General features: G+C 58.0%; 16 protein-coding genes. 6 read left to right on the top strand and 10 right to left on the bottom strand.

The window, feature by feature from the left end; all coding sequences use genetic code 11:
- Positions 1-10: 10 nt before the first annotated feature.
- Positions 11-679: a GTP cyclohydrolase I FolE gene (gene folE, locus CWM58_RS21905; protein ID WP_061153868.1), complete on the bottom strand. Its 669-nt coding sequence runs from the start codon at positions 677-679 to the stop codon at positions 11-13.
- A gap of 360 nt (positions 680-1,039) precedes the next feature.
- Between folE and fghA the strand changes: the two genes are divergently transcribed.
- On the top strand, positions 1,040-1,873 hold the full coding sequence (fghA, locus tag CWM58_RS21910) for an S-formylglutathione hydrolase (protein WP_100681782.1): 834 nt from the start codon (positions 1,040-1,042) through the stop codon (positions 1,871-1,873).
- Between the two features lie 70 nt (positions 1,874-1,943).
- Here the strand turns inward: fghA and cirA are convergent, their stop codons facing one another.
- From cirA to yieE, 3 genes are all read right to left on the bottom strand, one after another.
- On the bottom strand, positions 1,944-3,917 hold the full coding sequence (cirA, locus tag CWM58_RS21915) for a catecholate siderophore receptor CirA (RefSeq protein ID WP_100681783.1): 1,974 nt from the start codon (positions 3,915-3,917) through the stop codon (positions 1,944-1,946).
- A 299-nt stretch (positions 3,918-4,216) separates the two neighbouring features.
- On the bottom strand, positions 4,217-5,686 hold the full coding sequence (locus CWM58_RS21920; protein ID WP_061153865.1) for an amino acid permease: 1,470 nt from the start codon (positions 5,684-5,686) through the stop codon (positions 4,217-4,219).
- Between the two features lie 177 nt (positions 5,687-5,863).
- Positions 5,864-6,730 (bottom strand): DNA-binding transcriptional regulator YeiE, encoded by an 867-nt coding sequence (yieE, locus tag CWM58_RS21925; protein WP_061153864.1) that lies wholly within the window; start codon positions 6,728-6,730, stop codon positions 5,864-5,866.
- A 267-nt stretch (positions 6,731-6,997) separates the two neighbouring features.
- Between yieE and CWM58_RS21935 the strand changes: the two genes are divergently transcribed.
- Both CWM58_RS21935 and nfo read left to right on the top strand, forming a co-directional pair.
- Positions 6,998-8,047 carry a YeiH family protein gene (locus CWM58_RS21935; protein WP_012967550.1) on the top strand — a complete coding sequence of 350 codons (1,050 nt, stop codon included), beginning with the start codon at positions 6,998-7,000 and terminating at the stop codon, positions 8,045-8,047.
- A 71-nt stretch (positions 8,048-8,118) separates the two neighbouring features.
- A complete protein-coding gene (nfo, locus tag CWM58_RS21940; protein ID WP_061153862.1) occupies positions 8,119-8,973 on the top strand; it encodes a deoxyribonuclease IV in 855 nt (284 codons plus the stop codon).
- A gap of 52 nt (positions 8,974-9,025) precedes the next feature.
- On the opposite strand, the gene fruA is transcribed toward nfo, so the two are convergent.
- From fruA to fruB, 3 genes are read right to left on the bottom strand one after another with little or no spacing between them, the layout of a single operon-like run.
- Positions 9,026-10,720 (bottom strand): PTS fructose transporter subunit IIBC, encoded by a 1,695-nt coding sequence (gene fruA / locus CWM58_RS21945; protein ID WP_100681785.1) that lies wholly within the window; start codon positions 10,718-10,720, stop codon positions 9,026-9,028.
- 16 nt (positions 10,721-10,736) lie between these two features.
- The gene (gene fruK / locus CWM58_RS21950; RefSeq protein WP_004103928.1) at positions 10,737-11,675 is read right to left on the bottom strand and encodes a 1-phosphofructokinase; all 939 of its coding nucleotides are present in this window, start codon (positions 11,673-11,675) and stop codon (positions 10,737-10,739) included.
- Entirely contained in the window at positions 11,676-12,806 is a 1,131-nt protein-coding gene (fruB, locus tag CWM58_RS21955; RefSeq protein ID WP_008804018.1) for a fused PTS fructose transporter subunit IIA/HPr protein, read from the bottom strand.
- A 334-nt stretch (positions 12,807-13,140) separates the two neighbouring features.
- Between fruB and setB the strand changes: the two genes are divergently transcribed.
- Positions 13,141-14,322 carry a sugar efflux transporter SetB gene (gene setB / locus CWM58_RS21960; protein WP_008804017.1) on the top strand — a complete coding sequence of 394 codons (1,182 nt, stop codon included), beginning with the start codon at positions 13,141-13,143 and terminating at the stop codon, positions 14,320-14,322.
- A gap of 34 nt (positions 14,323-14,356) precedes the next feature.
- Here setB and CWM58_RS21965 read toward each other — a convergent pair whose 3' ends face one another.
- Positions 14,357-15,493, bottom strand: a complete 1,137-nt coding sequence (locus CWM58_RS21965) for an HlyD family secretion protein (RefSeq protein ID WP_061153856.1) — start codon at positions 15,491-15,493, stop codon at positions 14,357-14,359.
- Between the two features lies 1 nt (position 15,494).
- On the bottom strand, positions 15,495-15,839 hold the full coding sequence (locus tag CWM58_RS21970; RefSeq protein ID WP_100681786.1) for a DUF3302 domain-containing protein: 345 nt from the start codon (positions 15,837-15,839) through the stop codon (positions 15,495-15,497).
- 213 nt (positions 15,840-16,052) lie between these two features.
- Here CWM58_RS21970 and CWM58_RS21975 point away from each other — a divergent pair, with 213 nt between their 5' ends.
- Entirely contained in the window at positions 16,053-16,985 is a 933-nt protein-coding gene (locus CWM58_RS21975) for a LysR family transcriptional regulator (RefSeq protein WP_061156333.1), read from the top strand.
- 2 nt (positions 16,986-16,987) lie between these two features.
- Here the strand turns inward: CWM58_RS21975 and CWM58_RS21980 are convergent, their stop codons facing one another.
- A complete protein-coding gene (locus CWM58_RS21980) occupies positions 16,988-17,242 on the bottom strand; it encodes a YkgJ family cysteine cluster protein (RefSeq protein ID WP_061153854.1) in 255 nt (84 codons plus the stop codon).
- Between the two features lie 147 nt (positions 17,243-17,389).
- Between CWM58_RS21980 and yeiP the strand changes: the two genes are divergently transcribed.
- On the top strand, positions 17,390-17,962 hold the full coding sequence (gene yeiP, locus CWM58_RS21985; protein WP_002912951.1) for an elongation factor P-like protein YeiP: 573 nt from the start codon (positions 17,390-17,392) through the stop codon (positions 17,960-17,962).
- Positions 17,963-18,311: the final 349 nt, after the last annotated feature.

Genomic DNA, 18,311 nt, shown 5'->3' on the forward strand with positions numbered 1-18,311 from the left:
CTGCTCCGTTTTAGTTGTGGTGACGTACTGCGCGCAGGAATTCCTGGCGGGTATTCTGGCTGGATTTGAACAGGCCACCGAGGGAGGTGGTGGTGGTTGCGCTGGTCGCGTCGCGGATGCCGCGCGCTTTCACGCAGTAATGCACCGCGTCAATGGATACCGCCACGTTGCTGGTGCCGAGCAACGTCTGCAGCGCCAGCAGGATCTGCTGGGTCAGGCGCTCCTGGACCTGCGGGCGCTGGGCGAAGAACTGCACGATGCGGTTGATTTTCGACAGGCCGATCACCGAATCTTTCGGGATATAGGCCACCGTCGCTTTACCATCGATGGTGACAAAATGGTGTTCGCAGGTGCTGGTCAGAGTGATATCGCGCACGGTGACCATTTCATCGACCTTCATTTTGTTTTCAATGACGGTGATTTTCGGGAAGCGGGTGTAATCCAGCCCGGAGAAGATCTCATCGACATACATTTTGGCGATGCGATGCGGCGTCTCCATCAGACTGTCATCACTCAGATCCAGATTCAGCAGTTGCATAATCTCGGTCATATGACCGGCAATCAAACGCTTGCGTGTTTCGTTATCAATTTCTTGTACTGGCGCACGCAGCGGCGTCTCCAGCCCACGAGCGACCAGCGCTTCATGAACGAGGACGGCTTCTTTACTCAGTGATGACATTTGGGTTTCTCCTGCAGGTGTGGCGCTCTTTGCTTTTTCTGGGGGCAAAGTTTGTATTCATTGTGCGTGAGGTGGCGCACAGAATCCAGTAGCCGTAACGATAATTATTGAAATTGGCGCTGCCTTTTATTAGGGCCTGGAGCCGCGCCTCAGGCGCAGCGCCAAATCCTTATCGCCGAATCCGGAATGATCTAACCGCTGTACGCATCCATAAGCGCCATCGCTACACCGGCATGTTGGCTATAAGTTGCATTAATGATGCAGTAAGTTCTCAAAAGGAGAAAGTGAAAGTTACTCACCGGCTAATGAAATATCTGTATTATGAACGTTTACGCGCACCCCCCTTTCGAGGAGCCTTGCATGGAACTGCTTGAAGAGCATCGCTGTTTTGACGGTCGGCAACAACGCTGGAGTCATCACTCCCCTGTCCTGAACTGCGCCATGACGTTCAGCATTTTTTTACCGCCTGAGCGCGAAACGCCGCCGCCGGTACTGTACTGGCTGTCCGGGCTGACCTGTAACGACGAAAACTTTACCACCAAGGCGGGCGCCCAGCGCATTGCCGCTGAGCTGGGCATCGCGCTGGTGATGCCGGATACCAGCCCGCGCGGTGATGAGGTCGCCAACGATGATGGATACGATCTGGGGCAAGGCGCCGGCTTCTACCTGAATGCCACCGAGGCGCCGTGGGCGGCGCACTATCGAATGTATGATTATCTGCGCGATGAACTGCCCGCGCTGATCCGTAGCGAGTTTAGCGTCGGCGAACGCTGCGCCATCAGCGGCCACTCGATGGGCGGTCACGGCGCGCTGGTGATGGCGCTCAAAAATCCGGGCCGCTACGCCAGCGTCTCCGCCTTCGCGCCGATCGTCAATCCCGGCCAGGTGCCGTGGGGCAAGAAAGCGTTTACCGCCTATCTGGGCGCGGATGAATCGACATGGCAGTCGTGGGACAGCTGCGCGCTGATGCAGGCCAGCCAGCCGGCTGACGCCGTGCCGACGCTGATCGACCAGGGCGATAACGATCCGTTCCTCGCCGGGCAATTACAGCCGGCCGTACTGGCGGAAACCGCCCGCCAGAAGGCCTGGCCGTTAACGCTGCGTATCCAGCCTGGCTACGACCACAGCTATTACTTCATTGCCTCGTTTATTGAAGACCATCTGCGCTTCCATGCGCAGCATCTCTTTGCCTAAACGCCAATGCGCCGCGAAGCAGCTTCGCGGCGCATACTCAGGCCCGCAGGCCACGTTTTAGTGCCGACGATCAGAAGCGATAATCCACCGCCATAAAGTAGCGACGGCCCTCTTCGGTATAGCTGTAGTCGTCCCGGCTCAGATCTTTATCACCCACGTTCTGCACCCCGGAGCGCAGTTTCACGTTTTTGGTCACCTGCCATGCCGCGCCAACGTCAAACAGGGTGTAGCCGCCCGGCGTTTTGCCGGTGGCGCTCACCGAGCGCTGCTGGCCGGTATAGTTGGCCGTCACGTAGAAGGACCAGTCGTCCAGCGGTTTCCAGTCAAGCGTGCCGTTGGCGGTATGGAACGGCAGCGTCTGCAGCGGTTTGTCGCCGCCATTGCTCAGATCGCGGCCATCGTTGTAGGTGTAGTTCATCGTCAGCTTCCACTCATCGCCAAACGGGATCTTCACCTCCGTCTCCACCCCTTTGATGCGGGCTTTGTTGACGTTGAAATAGCGGAAGATCGGCACGCGCTTGCCGTTGACGGTTTTCCAGCCGACAAAGTTCGGGTAGCCCGGCGCTTCGCTGGCGCTGGAGGTGCGCAGAACATCGATCATATCGTCGACATTATTCTGGAAGGTGGTGATGCTGCCTTCGACATCTTCCAGCCAGCCCTCTTCCCCACGGTAGTAGAGACCGAGCTCGAAGCTTTCACTGGTTTCCGGTTTCAGGTCCGGGTTACCGATGATGCTACACGACCCGCGGCAGGAGTTGGTGGTCCAGTCGGGGTTAAGCTGCAGCAGCGACGGGGCTTTAAACGCCGTCGCCCAGCCGCCTTTGACGGTGACGGTATCGGTGGCGTTATACACCAGATAGGCACGCGGGCTCCAGTGATCGCCATAGGTCTGGTGGTCGTCCATACGAATGCCGGTGGTCAGCGCCAGCGGCTCGATGATGCGCCATTCGTCTTCGATAAACAGGGCATACTGGCTGGCGGAGGTCGACTGGCTGCCGCTGCTCAGGTTGACCGGATCTTTCAGTTTATCGTGGCGCCATTCGCCGCCGAAGGTTACCAGCTGGTTAATCATGTCCAGCGGCAGGACATACTTGCCGTCGATGGCATTGCTTTCCGAGGTGATGGTCCCGTTCTGTCCCGGATTTTTGTTATCCACCTTTTCGCCGTAGAACTTGAGCTCGCTGTTGCCCATATCCCAGCGGCCGTTATGGCTCAGGGAGTAGTTCTCACGCTCAAGGCGGTTGCGGTCAAGGGAATCGGAATCACGATCCTGACGGTCAAAGCCATAGCCCGCCGTAAAATCATGGTTTTCGCCCGGCGTCCAGGCGAATTCAACATTGCCATCGCGGCTGGTGAAGCCCTCAATGCGCGGCGTCTCGCCAGTGGCGCTGCTGGAAGACTGCGGATCGTCCTTGGCGCGTTTTGCCAGGCTGCCGTAGGCCTTCATCCCGAGCACGCCGTCGATCAGCGGACCGCTGGTGAAGAACTGGCCGTTATAGGTATCGCCGCGGTCGCGGTGCTCCTGAATGGTGGTATCGGCACTCAGCGTCCCGGTCCATTTCTGGCCGATTTTTTTGGTAATGATGTTGACCACGCCACCGAGCGCATCGGAGCCGTAAAGGGAGGACATCGGGCCGCGCACCACCTCGATACGTTCGATGGCATCCACCGGGATCCAGTTCAGGTCGAAGTCATTATGGCGGAAGACGGCGTTCCGGGAGTTGACGCGTTTCCCGTCGACAAGGATCAGGGTATAGCTGCTGCTCAGACCGCGAATGCTGACGCCCTTGCGGTTATCCCCTTCGTTAGTGAGCTGGACCCCAGGGACATCGCGCAGTACGTCTTTCAGGTTCTGGACGGGCTTACGTTGTAAATCCTGCTGGGTGATGACGCTGATGCTCGCCGGCGCGTCTTTGACGCTCTGTTCAGTGGCCGAGGCGGTCACCACCAGCGTTTCTTCATTTACATCGGCGAGGGCCGGAAACGCCAAGGATACGACGGACGCAGACAATCCCGCCCGGATAAAAGGGTTTAACCTGAACATTCCAAATCTCCATGAGGTGTACAACCAAACAAACAAAAAGGTGCTGCTCACACGCGCTGGCGGCCTGTCGCTCTGTCGGCGGCATGCTCGCGCTGTTTTCTCATCGATGTGGCTGGTCGCCCAATGTCAGTCTGACCAAATGGCAGAGACGGGGAGTGGCTTCATCCGTAATGGGCGAAAATGATAAAGATAATGATTACGATTATCAATATAATTATGAAGAATTGTGTCAAGCTGTAACCGTGCGGACATAAAAAAAGCCCTCTTTTCAGAGGGCTTTTGCCGTATAACCGTGAGGATTAACGCTTAAAGCGGTCCGGGAAGGTCATTTCGCTGTAGCGAACAAAGCGGGTGCCTTTCGCCAGCTTGTAACCAAACCAGATGACGAGGAACAGCGGAATACCGATGTAGGTCGCCGCCACGCCGCCCCAGTCAATAGTGTCCTTGAGGAACGCTTCGTAGTTCTGTCCAAGGGTGATGATCAGGCACAGCACGAAGGCGAAGATCGGCCCCAGCGGGAAGAACCCGGAACGATACGGCAGATTATTAATATCGTTACCCTGCATGACGTAGCCGCGACGGAAACGATAGTGGCTGATCGCAATACCCAGCCAGGCGATAAAGCCGGTCATCCCGGAGGTGTTCAGCAGCCACAGGTACACCGTCTGGTTGCCGAACATGGACGTCAGGAAGCACAGCGCCGCGATAACAGTGGTCGCGTACAGCGCGTTGCGCGGCACGCCGCCACGCGACAGCTTCGAGAAAATACGCGGCGCTTTGCCGTCGCAGGCCAGGGTGTACAGCATACGCGTGGAAGCGTACATCCCGGAGTTACCGGCCGACAGAACGGCGGTCAGGATAACCGCGTTCATGATCGCCGCCGCCGACAGCAGACCGGCGTGCTGGAAGACCAGCGTGAACGGGCTGACGGAGATATCCTTCACGTCGTTGCGCAGCAGGCTCGGGTCGGTGTACGGAATGATCAGGCTGATAATCAAAATGGCGAAAACGTAGAACAGCAGGATACGCCAGAAGACCTGGCGCACCGCGCGCGGGATGTTCTTCTCCGGATCCTCAGACTCACCGGCCGCGATGCCGATAAGCTCGGTGCCCTGGAAGGAGAAGCCGACAATCATTGCCACGCCGATCATCGCCGAGAAGCCGCCGGCGAACGGCGCATCCGCGATCCCCCAGTTGCTCCAGCCGGTAGGCTGCGACCCTTTGAAGATGCCGACAATCATCATCACGCCGACAATAATAAAGATAATGACGGTGGCGACTTTGATCAGCGAGAACCAGTATTCCGCCTCGCCAAAGCCGCGAACCGAGATCCAGTTCAGCAGGAACATAATGCCAAGGAACAAGGCGCTCCAGATCCAGCCCGGAGAGTCAGGGAACCAGTAGCTCATCACCAGCTGCGAGGCCACGAGGTCAACGGCGATCGTCACTGCCCAGTTGTACCAATAGTTCCAGCCCAGCGCGAAGCCAAAGCCTTCTTCAACATAATTCTGGCCGTAGGTGGCAAAGGAACCGGACACCGGCATAAACGCCGCCAGTTCACCCAGGCTGGTCATCAGGAAATAGACCATTAAACCGATCAGAATATAAGACAGCAGCGCCCCGCCGGGACCTGCTTGCGAAATGGTTGCGCCAGAGGCAACAAAAAGACCCGTACCGATGGAACCGCCGATGGCGATCATGGTCAAGTGGCGCGCCTTGAGTTCACGACGTAGCGTGGGCGCTTCTGTGGTTTTAGTTTCCGAAACCATGTGATAATGCTATCCATCCAAAAAATGAGGCGCGATTGTAGCAGACGATCGGGGTTCCATCCGGTACAAATGCAAAGTTATAAGAGAGCTTCATGATCGCCCGCAAATTATTAGTAAAGCACTAACCTGCGGAATTGCCAGCGAATTCAGCCCGTTATGAGGCGGAAAAACCGGGTGCTACACCTGGCAATAATGCAGAAAACGTTGTAATGCTTTGGAAATATGCTTCTGCCGATGATGGATCCGCCACAGCGTGCGCGTCAGCCGAGGCAATGGCACTTTCAGCTCCGCCAGCGTGCCCGAGGCCAGTTGTTCGGCAATGACCCGCCGCGATAAACAGCTGATGCCCAGCCCATGCCGGACGGCGTGCTTGATCGCCTCCGAGTTGCCCAGCTCCATGCCCATATGAAACGCCGGCAGATGCGACAGCAGAACATAATCGACAATCTCCCGGGTACCGGACCCATGCTCGCGCAGGATCCACGGCGCCTCGGCCAGCTGCTGCAAAGTCACTTCCCCCGCCAGCAGCGGCGAATCAGGCGCGGCAAACACCACCAGCTCATCTTCCAGCCACGGCTCGGCAATAATATCAGCGGCATGGCACGGCCCCTCAATCAGACCGAAATCCACCCGCAGGTCGGCGACGGCGTTGATCACATCCAGACTGTTACCCACGCTCAGCTCAACCGGCAGCTCCGGGAAGTCATGGCGATAGCGGGCAATGATCTCCGGCATAATATAGTTACCGATGGTGCTGCTGGCGTAGACCCGGATTGCCCCATTATCGCCGCGAAACAGCTGTTCGATCTCCAGCGCCCGCTCCAGCAGGGCCAGCGCACGCGGGTACAGCAGCCGTCCGTGCTCATTCACCACCAGTCGTTTACCGACGCGGTCAAACAACTGAACGCCGAGCTGCCCTTCCAGATCGGTCAGCGCGGCGCTGACCGCAGATTGCGAAAGCGCCAACATCTGTGACGCCTGAGTGGTTGACCCACTCTTGTGGACTTCGGCGAACACTTCCAGCTGCCGCAGCGTAATATGCATAACCCACCCGTTTAGTAATCCAACCTGAATAACCTTCCTTACTATGGTGACACAAATCGAGGCGGCTGAAGGAAGGAAAATCCGCTTATGTCACAAAATCATCGTCTTGCCGGGGGGAACCGCCCCGCTTCCGCCGCCTCATGCCCCTGCCCCGTTGTCAGCGACGATGCGGTCATTAACCACTTATTACGATTGATTATAAACATATAATCAATTTTATATTTAACCGCGCGCGGCGTAACCTTTAGGCAGACAAAGGAGAAGGTTATGACAGCACTCACTTTACCCACCAAACATCGTTCCCTGTGGCATTTTGTCCCAGGCCTGGCGTTGACCGCCGCGCTGACCGGCGCCGCCCTGTGGGCCGGTAGTTTCCCGGCCATCGCCGGCGCAGGCTTTAGCGCCCTGACCCTCGCTATCCTGTTCGGGATGGTCGTCGGCAACACGGTCTACCCGAAAATCTGGCAGCCCTGCGACGGCGGGGTGATCTTCGCCAAGCAGCATCTGCTGCGCCTGGGGATCATCCTCTACGGCTTCCGCCTGACGTTCGCCCAGATTGCCGACGTCGGCGTGAGCGGTATTTTGATTGACGTACTGACGCTCTCCAGTACCTTTTTCATCGCCTGCTTCCTTGGCCAGAAAGTGTTTGGTCTCGACAAACACACCAGCTGGCTGATCGGCGCCGGCAGCAGCATCTGCGGCGCGGCGGCCGTGCTCGCCACCGAGCCTGTGGTCAAAGCCGAAGCCAGTAAAGTGACCGTCGCCGTCGCTACAGTGGTTATCTTCGGTACCATCGCTATCTTCCTCTACCCGGCGATGTACCCGCTGCTGGCGCATTGGTTTACCCCGGAGACCTACGGGATCTATATGGGTTCCACCATGCATGAAGTGGCGCAGGTGGTTGCCGCCGGCCATGCGGTCAGCCCGGACGCGGAGAACGCGGCGGTTATCGCTAAAATGCTGCGCGTCATGATGCTGGCTCCGTTCCTGCTGTTCCTGGCGGCGCGTGTTAAACAGCTGACCCCGGCAGGCAACGGCGAGAAAAGCAAAATCACCATTCCGTGGTTTGCGATTATGTTCATCCTGGTGGCGGTGTTTAACTCCTTCCATCTGCTGCCGAAAGCCGTGGTGGATATGCTGGTGACGCTGGATACCGTTCTGCTGGCGATGGCAATGGCCGCCCTCGGGGTCACCACTCACGTCAGCGCGCTGAAAAAAGCCGGGGCGAAACCGCTGCTGATGGCGCTGATGCTGTTCGTCTGGTTGATTGTCGGCGGCGGGGCTATTAACGTCGCTATCCACAGCCTGATGGCATAAAGCACTACATCTTTCTCCAGTTAAGCCGCTATCATTACCCACCCCCCAGCGGCTTTAACTGGAGTTTTTTTATGAAATACGTAGGAGCGCACGTGAGCGCCTCAGGTGGACTGGCCAATGCCGCCATTCGCGCCGCCGAAATCGAAGCAACCGCCTTCGCCCTCTTCACCAAGAACCAGCGCCAGTGGCGCGCCGCGCCGCTCAGCGACGAAACCATCGCCGAATTCAAAGCCGCCTGCGAAAAGTATCACTTTGGCCCGGGGCAGATCCTGCCGCACGACAGCTACCTGATTAACCTCGGCCACCCGGTGGAAGAAGCGCTGGAAAAATCCCGTGATGCCTTCATCGATGAGATGACCCGCTGCCAGCAGCTGGGGCTGACGCTGCTCAACTTCCACCCCGGCAGCCATCTGCAGCAGATCCCGGAGGAGGCGTGCCTGGCGCGCATCGCCGAATCGATCAATATCGCGCTGGCGAAGACCGAAGGCGTTACTGCGGTTATCGAAAATACCGCCGGCCAGGGCAGCAACCTCGGCTTTAAGTTCGAGCACCTCGCGGCGATTATCGACGGCGTGGAGGATAAATCCCGCGTCGGCGTCTGCATCGATACCTGCCACGCGTTCGCCGCCGGCTATGACCTGCGCAGCGCGGAAGCGTGTGAAAAGACTTTCGCCGAGTTTGCGCGCATCGTCGGTTTCCAGTATCTGCGCGGCATGCACCTGAATGATGCCAAGAGTACTTTTGGCAGCCGCGTTGACCGTCACCATAGCCTTGGCGAAGGCAACATCGGCCACGACTGCTTCAGCTGGATCATGCAGGACAGCCGCTTCGACGGCATTCCACTGATTCTGGAAACCATCAACCCGGATATCTGGGCGGAAGAGATTGCCTGGCTGCGGGCACAGCAGACCGCCGAAGTGGCGTAAAACAGAGATCAAAAAAGGGCCGAACAATCGGCCCTTTTTTATTACGGTAAGATTATGCCGCTTTTTCGACTTCCACTGCCTGCGCTTCCGGGCGTTTCAGCACCGCGTAGGAGAGGCCCGCCACCAGCGTCCCGGCAATAATCGCCAGCAGGTAGCCCAGCACCGGCGTAATCGCTCCCGGGATCAGCAGGACAAACAGACCGCCGTGCGGCGCCATCAGTTTCGCGCCAATCGCCATCGAGATAGCGCCGGTTACCGCGCCGCCGACGATGCAGCAAGGCAGCACGCGCATCGGGTCACGGGCGGCAAAAGGAATCGCCCCTTCAGAGATAAAGCACAGGCCGAGAACCAGCGCGGCTTTCCCCCCTTCACGCTGCCCTTTGTCGAACTTATTGCGGGCAACCAGCGTCGCGATACCCATCGCCAGCGGAGGCACCATACCGGCCGCCATGATCGCCGCCATCGGCGCGTAGGTCTGGGTACTCAGCAGGCCCACGCCAAAGGCATAAGCCGCTTTATTCACTGGCCCGCCCATGTCGGTACACATCATCGCGCCGAGGATTGCGCCCAGCAGAACCGCGTTCGCGGTGCCCATGGTTTGCAGCCAGTGGGTCAGCCAGGCGAGAATACCGGCTACCGGTTTACCGATCAGGTAGATCATCGCCAGACCCACGATCAGGCTGGAGACCAGCGGAATGATCAGGATTGGCTTCAACGCTTCCATACTCTGCGGCAGTTTCAGCTTCGTGCTGATGGCTTTCGCCACGTAACCGGCAAGGAAACCAGCAATGATCCCGCCGATAAAGCCGGAGCCGCCGCTGACCGCCAGCATACCGCCGATAAGACCCGGGGTCAGGCCCGGACGGTCGGCAATGGAGAAGGCGATAAAGCCTGCCAGCACCGGTACCATCAGCGCGAAGGCCGAGCCGCCGCCGATCTGCATCAGCGCCGCCGCCAGGGTGTCTTTCACTTCAAACGCTTTGATCCCGAAGGCAAAGGAGAGCGCAATACACAGGCCCCCGGCCACCACCATCGGCAGCATGTAGGAGACGCCGGTCAACAGGTGGCGGTAGGCGCCCGCCGACTCTTTTTTCCCTTCGCCAGCAGCCTGAGGTTTACCGGACGGCTGGTACGGTTTGGCTTCGGCCACCGCTTTATCCAGCTCCTGGGCGGTTTTCTTCAGCGCCAGACCGGTGGTGGTGCGATACATTGGCTTACCGGCGAATTTCGCCAGGTCCACCTCGATATCGGCAGCGACGATCACCAGATCCGCCTCGGCCACCTCTTCCGGGGTGATGGCATTGCCAGCCCCGACGGAGCCGCGGGTTTCCACCTTCACCCACCAGCCGCGTTTTTTGGCTTCGGTTTCGATGGCTTCTGCCGCCATAAAGGTATGAGCAACGCCGGTCGGGCAGGCCGTGACCGCGACAATACGTTTCGGTCCGCCGGTAGCCGCCGGGACTGCCGCAGCGGCAGGGGCCGCGTACGGCGTTGCGTGACCTTTGGCTTCGCTGAGGAACAGCTCCGGGTGCGCCACGGCGCGATTAATATCGCCGAGGTAGACCTGTTTGCCGTTCAGCGCGCTGTCGGTGGGCAGCGCCGCGCCCAGCACAATCACCAGTTCGGCGTCGTTCGGGTTATCAATCAGTTCAAGGTGCGCTTTAGGCGCTGCCGCTCCCAGCAGGGTTTTCGCCATATAGGCGCGCGCCTGTCCGAGTCCGGCATCAATAATCAGCAGCGTTTTCATTATGCCTCTCCTGCTGTCAATTAAAGGGTTGTAAGTCGACGCGCGCCATCATCGCGGCCAACTGGGTACGGTCGGTAATACCCACGTTGCTCTGGCTGACGGCCAGGGCAGCGACGGCAGTCGCCAGGCGCAGGGTATGCTCGCTGGATTCACGCATCAGCAGGCCGTAAATCAGGCCGCCAACCATCGAATCGCCGGCGCCGACGGTGCTGACCACTTCCACTGAAGGCGGTTTGGCAATCCACTCACCGGAGGCGTTCACCCACAGCGCGCCCTCTTCACCCAGGGAAATCACCACGTGGGCGATACCCTGCTCGCGCAGCGCATGGGCGGCTTCGATAACATCTTTCATCTCCGGCAGCTTACGCCCGGCCCAGATTTCCAGCTCGCGACGGTTCGGTTTCACCAGCCATGGCGCCGCTTTCAGTCCGGCAACCAGCGCTTCGCGGCTGCTGTCGAAAATAATGCATGGGCACTGGCTGCGCAGACGGGTCATCCAGTCGGTGAAGGCCTCCGGGCTGACGCCGGACGGCAGGCTGCCGCTGACGCAGACCATATCGAACTGCCCGAGCCAGCTCAGGGAGTCGTTGACGAAGCGTTCCCAGTCGCCCGGGGTGACTTCAAAGCCGGAGAAGTTGAAATCCGTCACTTCGCCATCTTTTTCCGTCAGCTTAACGTTGATGCGGGTCCGGCCCTGCACCACCTGGAAACGGTTGGCGATCCCCAGCTCACTGAACAACTGCTGAAAGCCATCCTGGTTGTCTTTGCCCAGGAAGCCGCCGACGGTGACGTCAATACCGAGATCTTTCAGCACTTTCGCCACGTTGATGCCTTTCCCGGCGGCATGCAGACCGGTGGTGCGCACCAGGTTCACTTCACCGCGTTCAATCTCCGGGGTGAACCCCACCAGATCGTACGCCGGGTTTAACGTAATCGTTGCTACACGTCTGCTCATTTATGCGCCCTCCCCAAGGCCTGCGGCGATCGCTTCGCCAATCGCATCCAGCGCTTGTTGCGCATCCTCACCCTGCGCGGTGAAACGCAGACGGTGACCTTTTTTCACACCCAGCGCCACGACCTTCATCAGGCTGCGACCGTTGGCCGGCTTGCCGGAACCGTCGAGGTTGGTGACGGTGATGTCGCTGGAGAATTGTTTAATCGTATTGACCAGCATGGTGCCCGGTCGGGCATGCAGGCCATGCTCATTGCGCACCACGAATTCGGCGCTCAGCACATCTTCCGCAATGGCATCGTCGCTGGTCAGCAGCGCCAGCACGGTGGCGGCGTCGGCTTTCAGCAAACGGTCAGCTTTCTTATCCAGCAGCAGCTTGCTCAGGCGGTTCAGCACCGCAGTCGGCTGCTCATCGGCCATCGCCACCGTGACCAGCAGGGAAACCGGCTGGTCGTCGCGGGTAAAGGCATTAGCCGCGCGGCTGACTGCCACGGCGCTGCGCAGATTGCCTTCCGCACTGTCGTTCAGCCAGACGCCCTGACCGAGGTTCAGCGGCGTATCGTTGATAGCGTGGCTTACGAATGCCGTGTCAGCGGCACCCACTTCTTTCAGTCGCGCCGCGTTCAGCGCCTGCAGGGTCAGCAGATCGCTGGCCGCCACGTCGAGGCTGAGGGTCTCGTTGTCCAGCTTCAGCGCTTCGCTCTGTTTTTCCCCCATCAGCAGCGCACGCAGCTCTTCCGCGGTGGTGGCGGACTGCAGCTGCGCGGCTACCGCGTCATCGCTTAGCACATGGGTCAGCTGACGCAGCAGGCCAAGGTGTTCATCTGAGCTGGCGGCAATCCCGATCGCCACATAGGCGGTCTGCCCTTCGCCCCAGGTGACGCCCTGCGGGAACTGAAATACCTGGACGCCGGTCTTCAGCACCTGGTCACGGGTGTCCGTCGTGCCGTGCGGGATCGCAATCCCGTTGCCGAGGAAGGTCGAGGTCTGCTGCTCGCGAGCCAGCATACCGTTCACGTAGCCATCAGCCACGTTGCCGGCGCTGACCAGCGCGGCGGCGACCTGCCGGATGGCCTCTTCTTTATTACCGGCCTGCTGGCCGGGATGAATATCCTGCACAGATAACTGGAACATGGTTCTCCTCTCCTGCTGAATTGAATCGTTTCAGCTAACTTGAGAAAAAAGGCGCCATCTGACGGGGAACGGATTGTCGAATGACGCTGAAACGTTTCAAGAATTTTGTACCTTTCTTGCTCAACGCGCAAGGTACGTCAGCGACTTGATTGCAGAACTTAGAGGTACTGCACACTTTTGCTGAAGCCTTTGCTATCGACCACCGCAAATGTCAGCTTTTTGCTGAACCTTATATTTTGAAACGCCTTTTTAATTATTCGTGCCATACTACTGTTTATTTTCAGCCAGCAGGCGTAAACTCCGCGCCGTCTCCTGAAACTACAGAAAACCGAACATGCAAAACCGTAGCGCCGCTCTTCCCCGACGCGGGTTCGATGTAACCTCTTCCGCATTCTTGATCGTCGCCTTTCTGACAGGCATTGCCGGGGCGTTGCAAACCCCAACACTGAGCCTCTTTTTGACCAACGAAGTGCACGTCCGCCCGGCGATGGTCGGCTTCTTTTTTACCGGTAGCGCCGTCATTGGCATTCTGGTCAGCCAGTTTCTCGCCGGCCGCTCCGACCGGCGGGGCGATCGCAAACAGCTGATTGTCGTCTGCTGCCTGCTGGGGGTGCTGGCCTGCCTGCTGTTTGCCTGGAACCGGAACTACTTCATTTTGCTGTTTATCGGCGTCTTCCTCAGTAGCTTTGGCTCGACCGCCAACCCGCAGATGTTCGCCCTCGCGCGCGAGCACGCCGACAAGACCGGTCGCGAAGCGGTGATGTTCAGCTCCATTTTGCGCGCCCAGGTCTCCCTGGCATGGGTGATTGGTCCCCCGCTGGCCTACGCCCTGGCGATGGGGTTTGGTTTTACCGCAATGTATCTCAGCGCTGCGGCGGCGTTTATCGTCTGCGGGATCATGGTCTGGCTGTTCTTACCCAGCATGCATAAAGCGGCGGCGGTGGCGACGGGCCGGCTGGAAGCCCCGCGCACGCACCGCCGCGATGCGCTGCTGCTGTTTAGCATCTGCACGCTGATGTGGGGCACCAACAGCCTGTACATCATTAATATGCCGCTGTTTATCATTAATGAGCTGCATCTGCCGGAGAAGCTGGCCGGGCTGATGATGGGCACCGCGGCCGGACTGGAAATTCCTACCATGCTGATTGCCGGTTATTATGCCCGGCGCTTTGGTAAACGCTTTCTGATGCGCCTTTCGGCAGTGGCCGGTGTGTTGTTTTACGTGGGCATGTTGACGGTGCATACGCCGGCGCTGCTGCTGGCGATGCAGGTGCTGAACGCCGTCTATATCGGGATCCTCGCCGGGATCGGCATGCTCTATTTCCAGGATCTGATGCCGGGGCAAGCGGGCGCGGCCACTACCCTCTACACCAATACCACCCGCGTCGGCTGGATCATCGCCGGTTCACTGGCGGGGGTAGTAGCGGAGATCTGGAGCTATCACGCGGTGTTCTGGATAGCGCTGGTCATGGGTATCACCGCTCAGGTCTGCCTGTGGCGGATCAGGGACGTGTAGGCAAGACGGCCCGGCCTCGACCGGGCCATCCTGATTAATGATCCAGATAGAGGTAATGCAGCCAGCTGGTCATTCGTAGCAGGACTTTGCGCATAATCGACACATGGGCAAAATAATCGGTATAAACCGCCGCCTGCGCACTGACCCCGTCCGGTAAATGTTCCACTTCCGGGTGGGGATCGAGGTCGATCAGCACATAGATGCCCTCTTTTCCGGCTCCGGCGCTCAGCCCCTGCAGCGCACCGCTGGCCTGATAGCTGCCATCCGGGATCGCCGGCAGCACCCGCGATACCTTACCGCTATAGACGCTGCCCGGCAGACCATTAAACACCACCTCCGCGCTATCCCCGGCCGTCAGACGCAGAACCGAGTTCTGGCGGAATACCGCCACCACCTGGCGCTTTTGCTGGGGAATAAACACCAGCACCGGCTTGAAGGGCAGACGTACCGCGGTCATCCCCGGCCGCGCCAATAGCTGGGTAACGTAGCCATCGCTCGGCGCACGAACCACAGTTTGCGCCAGATTATACTCCGCCTCGAGGATCTGCGATTTCAGACTGGCAATGTTGGCATCAAGCCCGTTATAGCGGCCAGACACCTGCTCTCTGGCGTTTTGTAATTGCGCTTTCGCCGCCTGCAATACCGCCGTCTGGATCTGCACCTGCTGCCTGGCGTGAGTCACATCCTGTTCGGAGAAAGGATTGACCGGCATGGCCGCCCCCTGTGCATAACGCTGGTAGTCACGGGTAACGCGATCGTACTCGGCCTGCGCCTGCTGCACTCTGGCGCTGGCATCGTCAATGGTCGCCTGCTTCGCCCGCAGCGTCGCCTCCTCGGCCGCCAGATCGGCCTGCAGTTTGTTCAACCGCGCGCGGTAGCGGGTGTCATCGATGCGGAACAGCAGTTCGCCCTTCTTCATTAACACGTTGGTTTTACTGGTGACCTCAACCACCTCGCCTGAGACCTGAGGCACCATCGGAATAGAGACGACAATTTTTTGCGCCCGCAGCGTATAGGGATGGTTATAGTTCATCGTTAATATTAACGTGCCTACGACCACTATTCCGCCTAATATGGCAGTGGGGATCGTCCATTTATTTACTGGAATGCGAAATATCTTAAAAACGCCCCAGGCGATGGCGACATAGCAAAGGATAATTAACAGATCCATATTATTTCTCGTTATTCCCCGCTGATTCTTGCTGACTATTTTTTAACGCTGCTTCGAGTAACGCAATGCGTTTCTCCAGTTCCTCGCGTTGCAGACTATCCTCGGTCTGCGAAGCCATCCCCCACCCGCGGTCAGGGCGGTACAAGGTGGCCCAGATCCACAGAAAAGGCCAGATAGCATGCAGGGTAAACAGGCTTATCCAGCCCGCCACATGAATCGCGTCCTGATGGGGGTGCTGCCGTTTTTGCGCGATATGATAGGGAATATCGTGGATAATAATCACTCCATAAAATAATATGAGAAAAACCAGTATTAATACAAACAAAGCAAAATAATTAAGCAGCATGGTGCATATACACTCAGTAAGCCAGCGGGAAGATCGTTATTTTTAATGACGTCGAGGACCACAAAAGAAGCGATAAAACGCACAATTTTCCTTAAATAACGGACTGTTCAACGCAAAGGCCATCATACGTTTAGCGGATCAATAAATCACATGGCAATTCCGCCAAACTGGTATATCATTTTTGATATATTACAGATATCAGGCAGCGATAAGATGTTGAAAGACTTTAAAATGGATGAGCTCAGAGTTATCAGCGCCATCGCCGAAACCGCCAGCGTGAGCCGGGCGGCCCAGCGCCTGAATATGCCCCAGTCTAACGTCTCGCGGACGCTGACCAGCGTGGAGCGGAAAGTCGGTTTGGCCATTTTCCTGCGCACCGCCCGAGAACTGGTGCGCACCGAGTTCGGCGAGCAGTTTATCCATGCCAGTCGCGCGGTTCTCGAACAACATGAGCAGCTTATCAACCTTGCCGACCGTTATAAGAACACGCTGCAGGGCGTGGTCACGCTCGGGGCCCCCATCGGTATCCATCAGTTTCTCGGGCGGTACATTCTGCCGGCGCTGAGAAAAACCCTGCCGGAGCTGCAGATCAATCTGGTCACCCGCAACGCCAGCGAGCGGGAACAGAAATACGGCGCCATTTTTAATAGCGACTGCGATCTGCTGATAAGCCCCTTTAAGCCGCAGAATGAAAATCTCATCGCCCGCCCCTTTACCCGCTTTCGCACCGGCGTCTTCGCCTCTCCGGACTATCTGGCGCAACATCCTATCGCCGAGCCGGAGGCGCTGGTGGATCATGAATGCATTACCCTGCGCATGCTGGGCGGCAGCGACAATATCTGGACCTTCAAAAGCAAAAACGGCAAACCGCTTAATCTCACGGTAAAAGGGGGATTCGTTTGCGATAACACGCTACCGGCGGTGGAGCTGGCGAAGCTGGGGATGGGGATCGTCTATGCGCCCTACTATTCACTCGCCACCGAGCTGGCGGCGGGACAGCTGGTTCCCTGTCTGAAAAAGGAGCGCTGTATCGACCTGCAGGCCTGGCTTATCTTCCAGCGGCGGGACATTCTTCCCCTGCGCGTACAGGCGCTACTCGACGGCCTCAGCGCCCATATCAAAAACCTGTCTCATCTGCTGCTTTAAGCTCAGGGTGCGGTGGCCAGTTCAAGATCCAGCAGCCAGGTGATGGCGTCATCACGGTTGGTGAAGCACATCTCGGGCGAGGGCTGCAGGCTGGCGCACACCTTCGGGCGCAGAGGCGAGCCGAAAATCAGGCATAAATTGTGCTCGGAAAGCTGAATACAGCGGGTATTGGCGGGCTTGCCCTGCGGCATGCCGGGTATTGGCGATGATATAGAGGGAGCGATGCAACATGCGCCACAATCGGTACGACATTCCACAACCCAGCTCCCAAACGCTCATTTTGTGCCACAGCCTAAACGTTTTGCCAGAAGATAGCAAAACTCGCGAATTCCGCTTGCCTGAAGGCGCGGGCGCGAGTAGTTTTACGCGATATTTTTGACTCGTTAAGTGACAGGATTACTGCAATGCCAAGAGCGAATGAAATTAAAAAAGGTATGGTGCTGAATTACAACGGCAAGCTGCTGATTGTGAAAAATATCGATATTCAGTCACCCAGCGCCCGTGGTGCTGCGACACTGTATAAAATGCGCTTCTCCGATGTGCGTACCGGCCTGAAAGTGGAAGAGCGCTTCAAAGGTGACGATATCGTCGATACCGTCACCCTGACCCGCCGTTTCGTTGACTTCTCCTATGTCGATGGCAACGAATACGTGTTCATGGATAAAGAAGACTATACCCCTTACACCTTTACCAAAGAGCAGATCGAAGAAGAGCTGCAGTTTATTCCGGAAGGCGGTATGCCGGATATGCAGGTGCTGACCTGGGACGGCCAGCTGCTGGCCCTGGAGCTGCCGCAGACCGTTGACCTGGAAATTATCGAAACCGCGCCGGGTATTAAAGGGGCATCCGCCAGCTCCCGCACCAAGCCAGCCACCATGAGCACCGGCCTGGTCATTCAGGTGCCGGAATACCTGACAACCGGTGAGAAAATCCGCATTCATATCGAAGAGTGCCGCTATATGGGCCGCGCGGATTAATCCTCTGTGACGCACCGACAGTAAAAAAGGACAGCCGCTGGCTGTCCTTTTTATTTGGCGACGGTATGCCCCGGTGCCGGATAATATTCATTCAACACGGTTCCCGTATTTGTGCCGGATGGCGGCTGACGCCTTATCCGGCCTACGATGCGGGCACCCTGTCGTTAATTTATTCACTATTCTTGCTGAAACTGCCGGTGCTGGCGGCCTCAAAATCGCTGAGACGTTCCCGGAAGGCCGGGGCAGCCCGCATGGATGCGGGCTGAGGGCCGTGTTTTGCACGGACGCTGCCTCGGCCCGACCCGAAGCCTGCAGGGATAAGTCGAAGGCACCACGAAGTGGCGATTTT

Source organism: Klebsiella sp. H-Nf2, assembly GCF_002806645.1.
Taxonomy (GTDB): Bacteria; Pseudomonadota; Gammaproteobacteria; order Enterobacterales; family Enterobacteriaceae; genus Klebsiella; species Klebsiella variicola.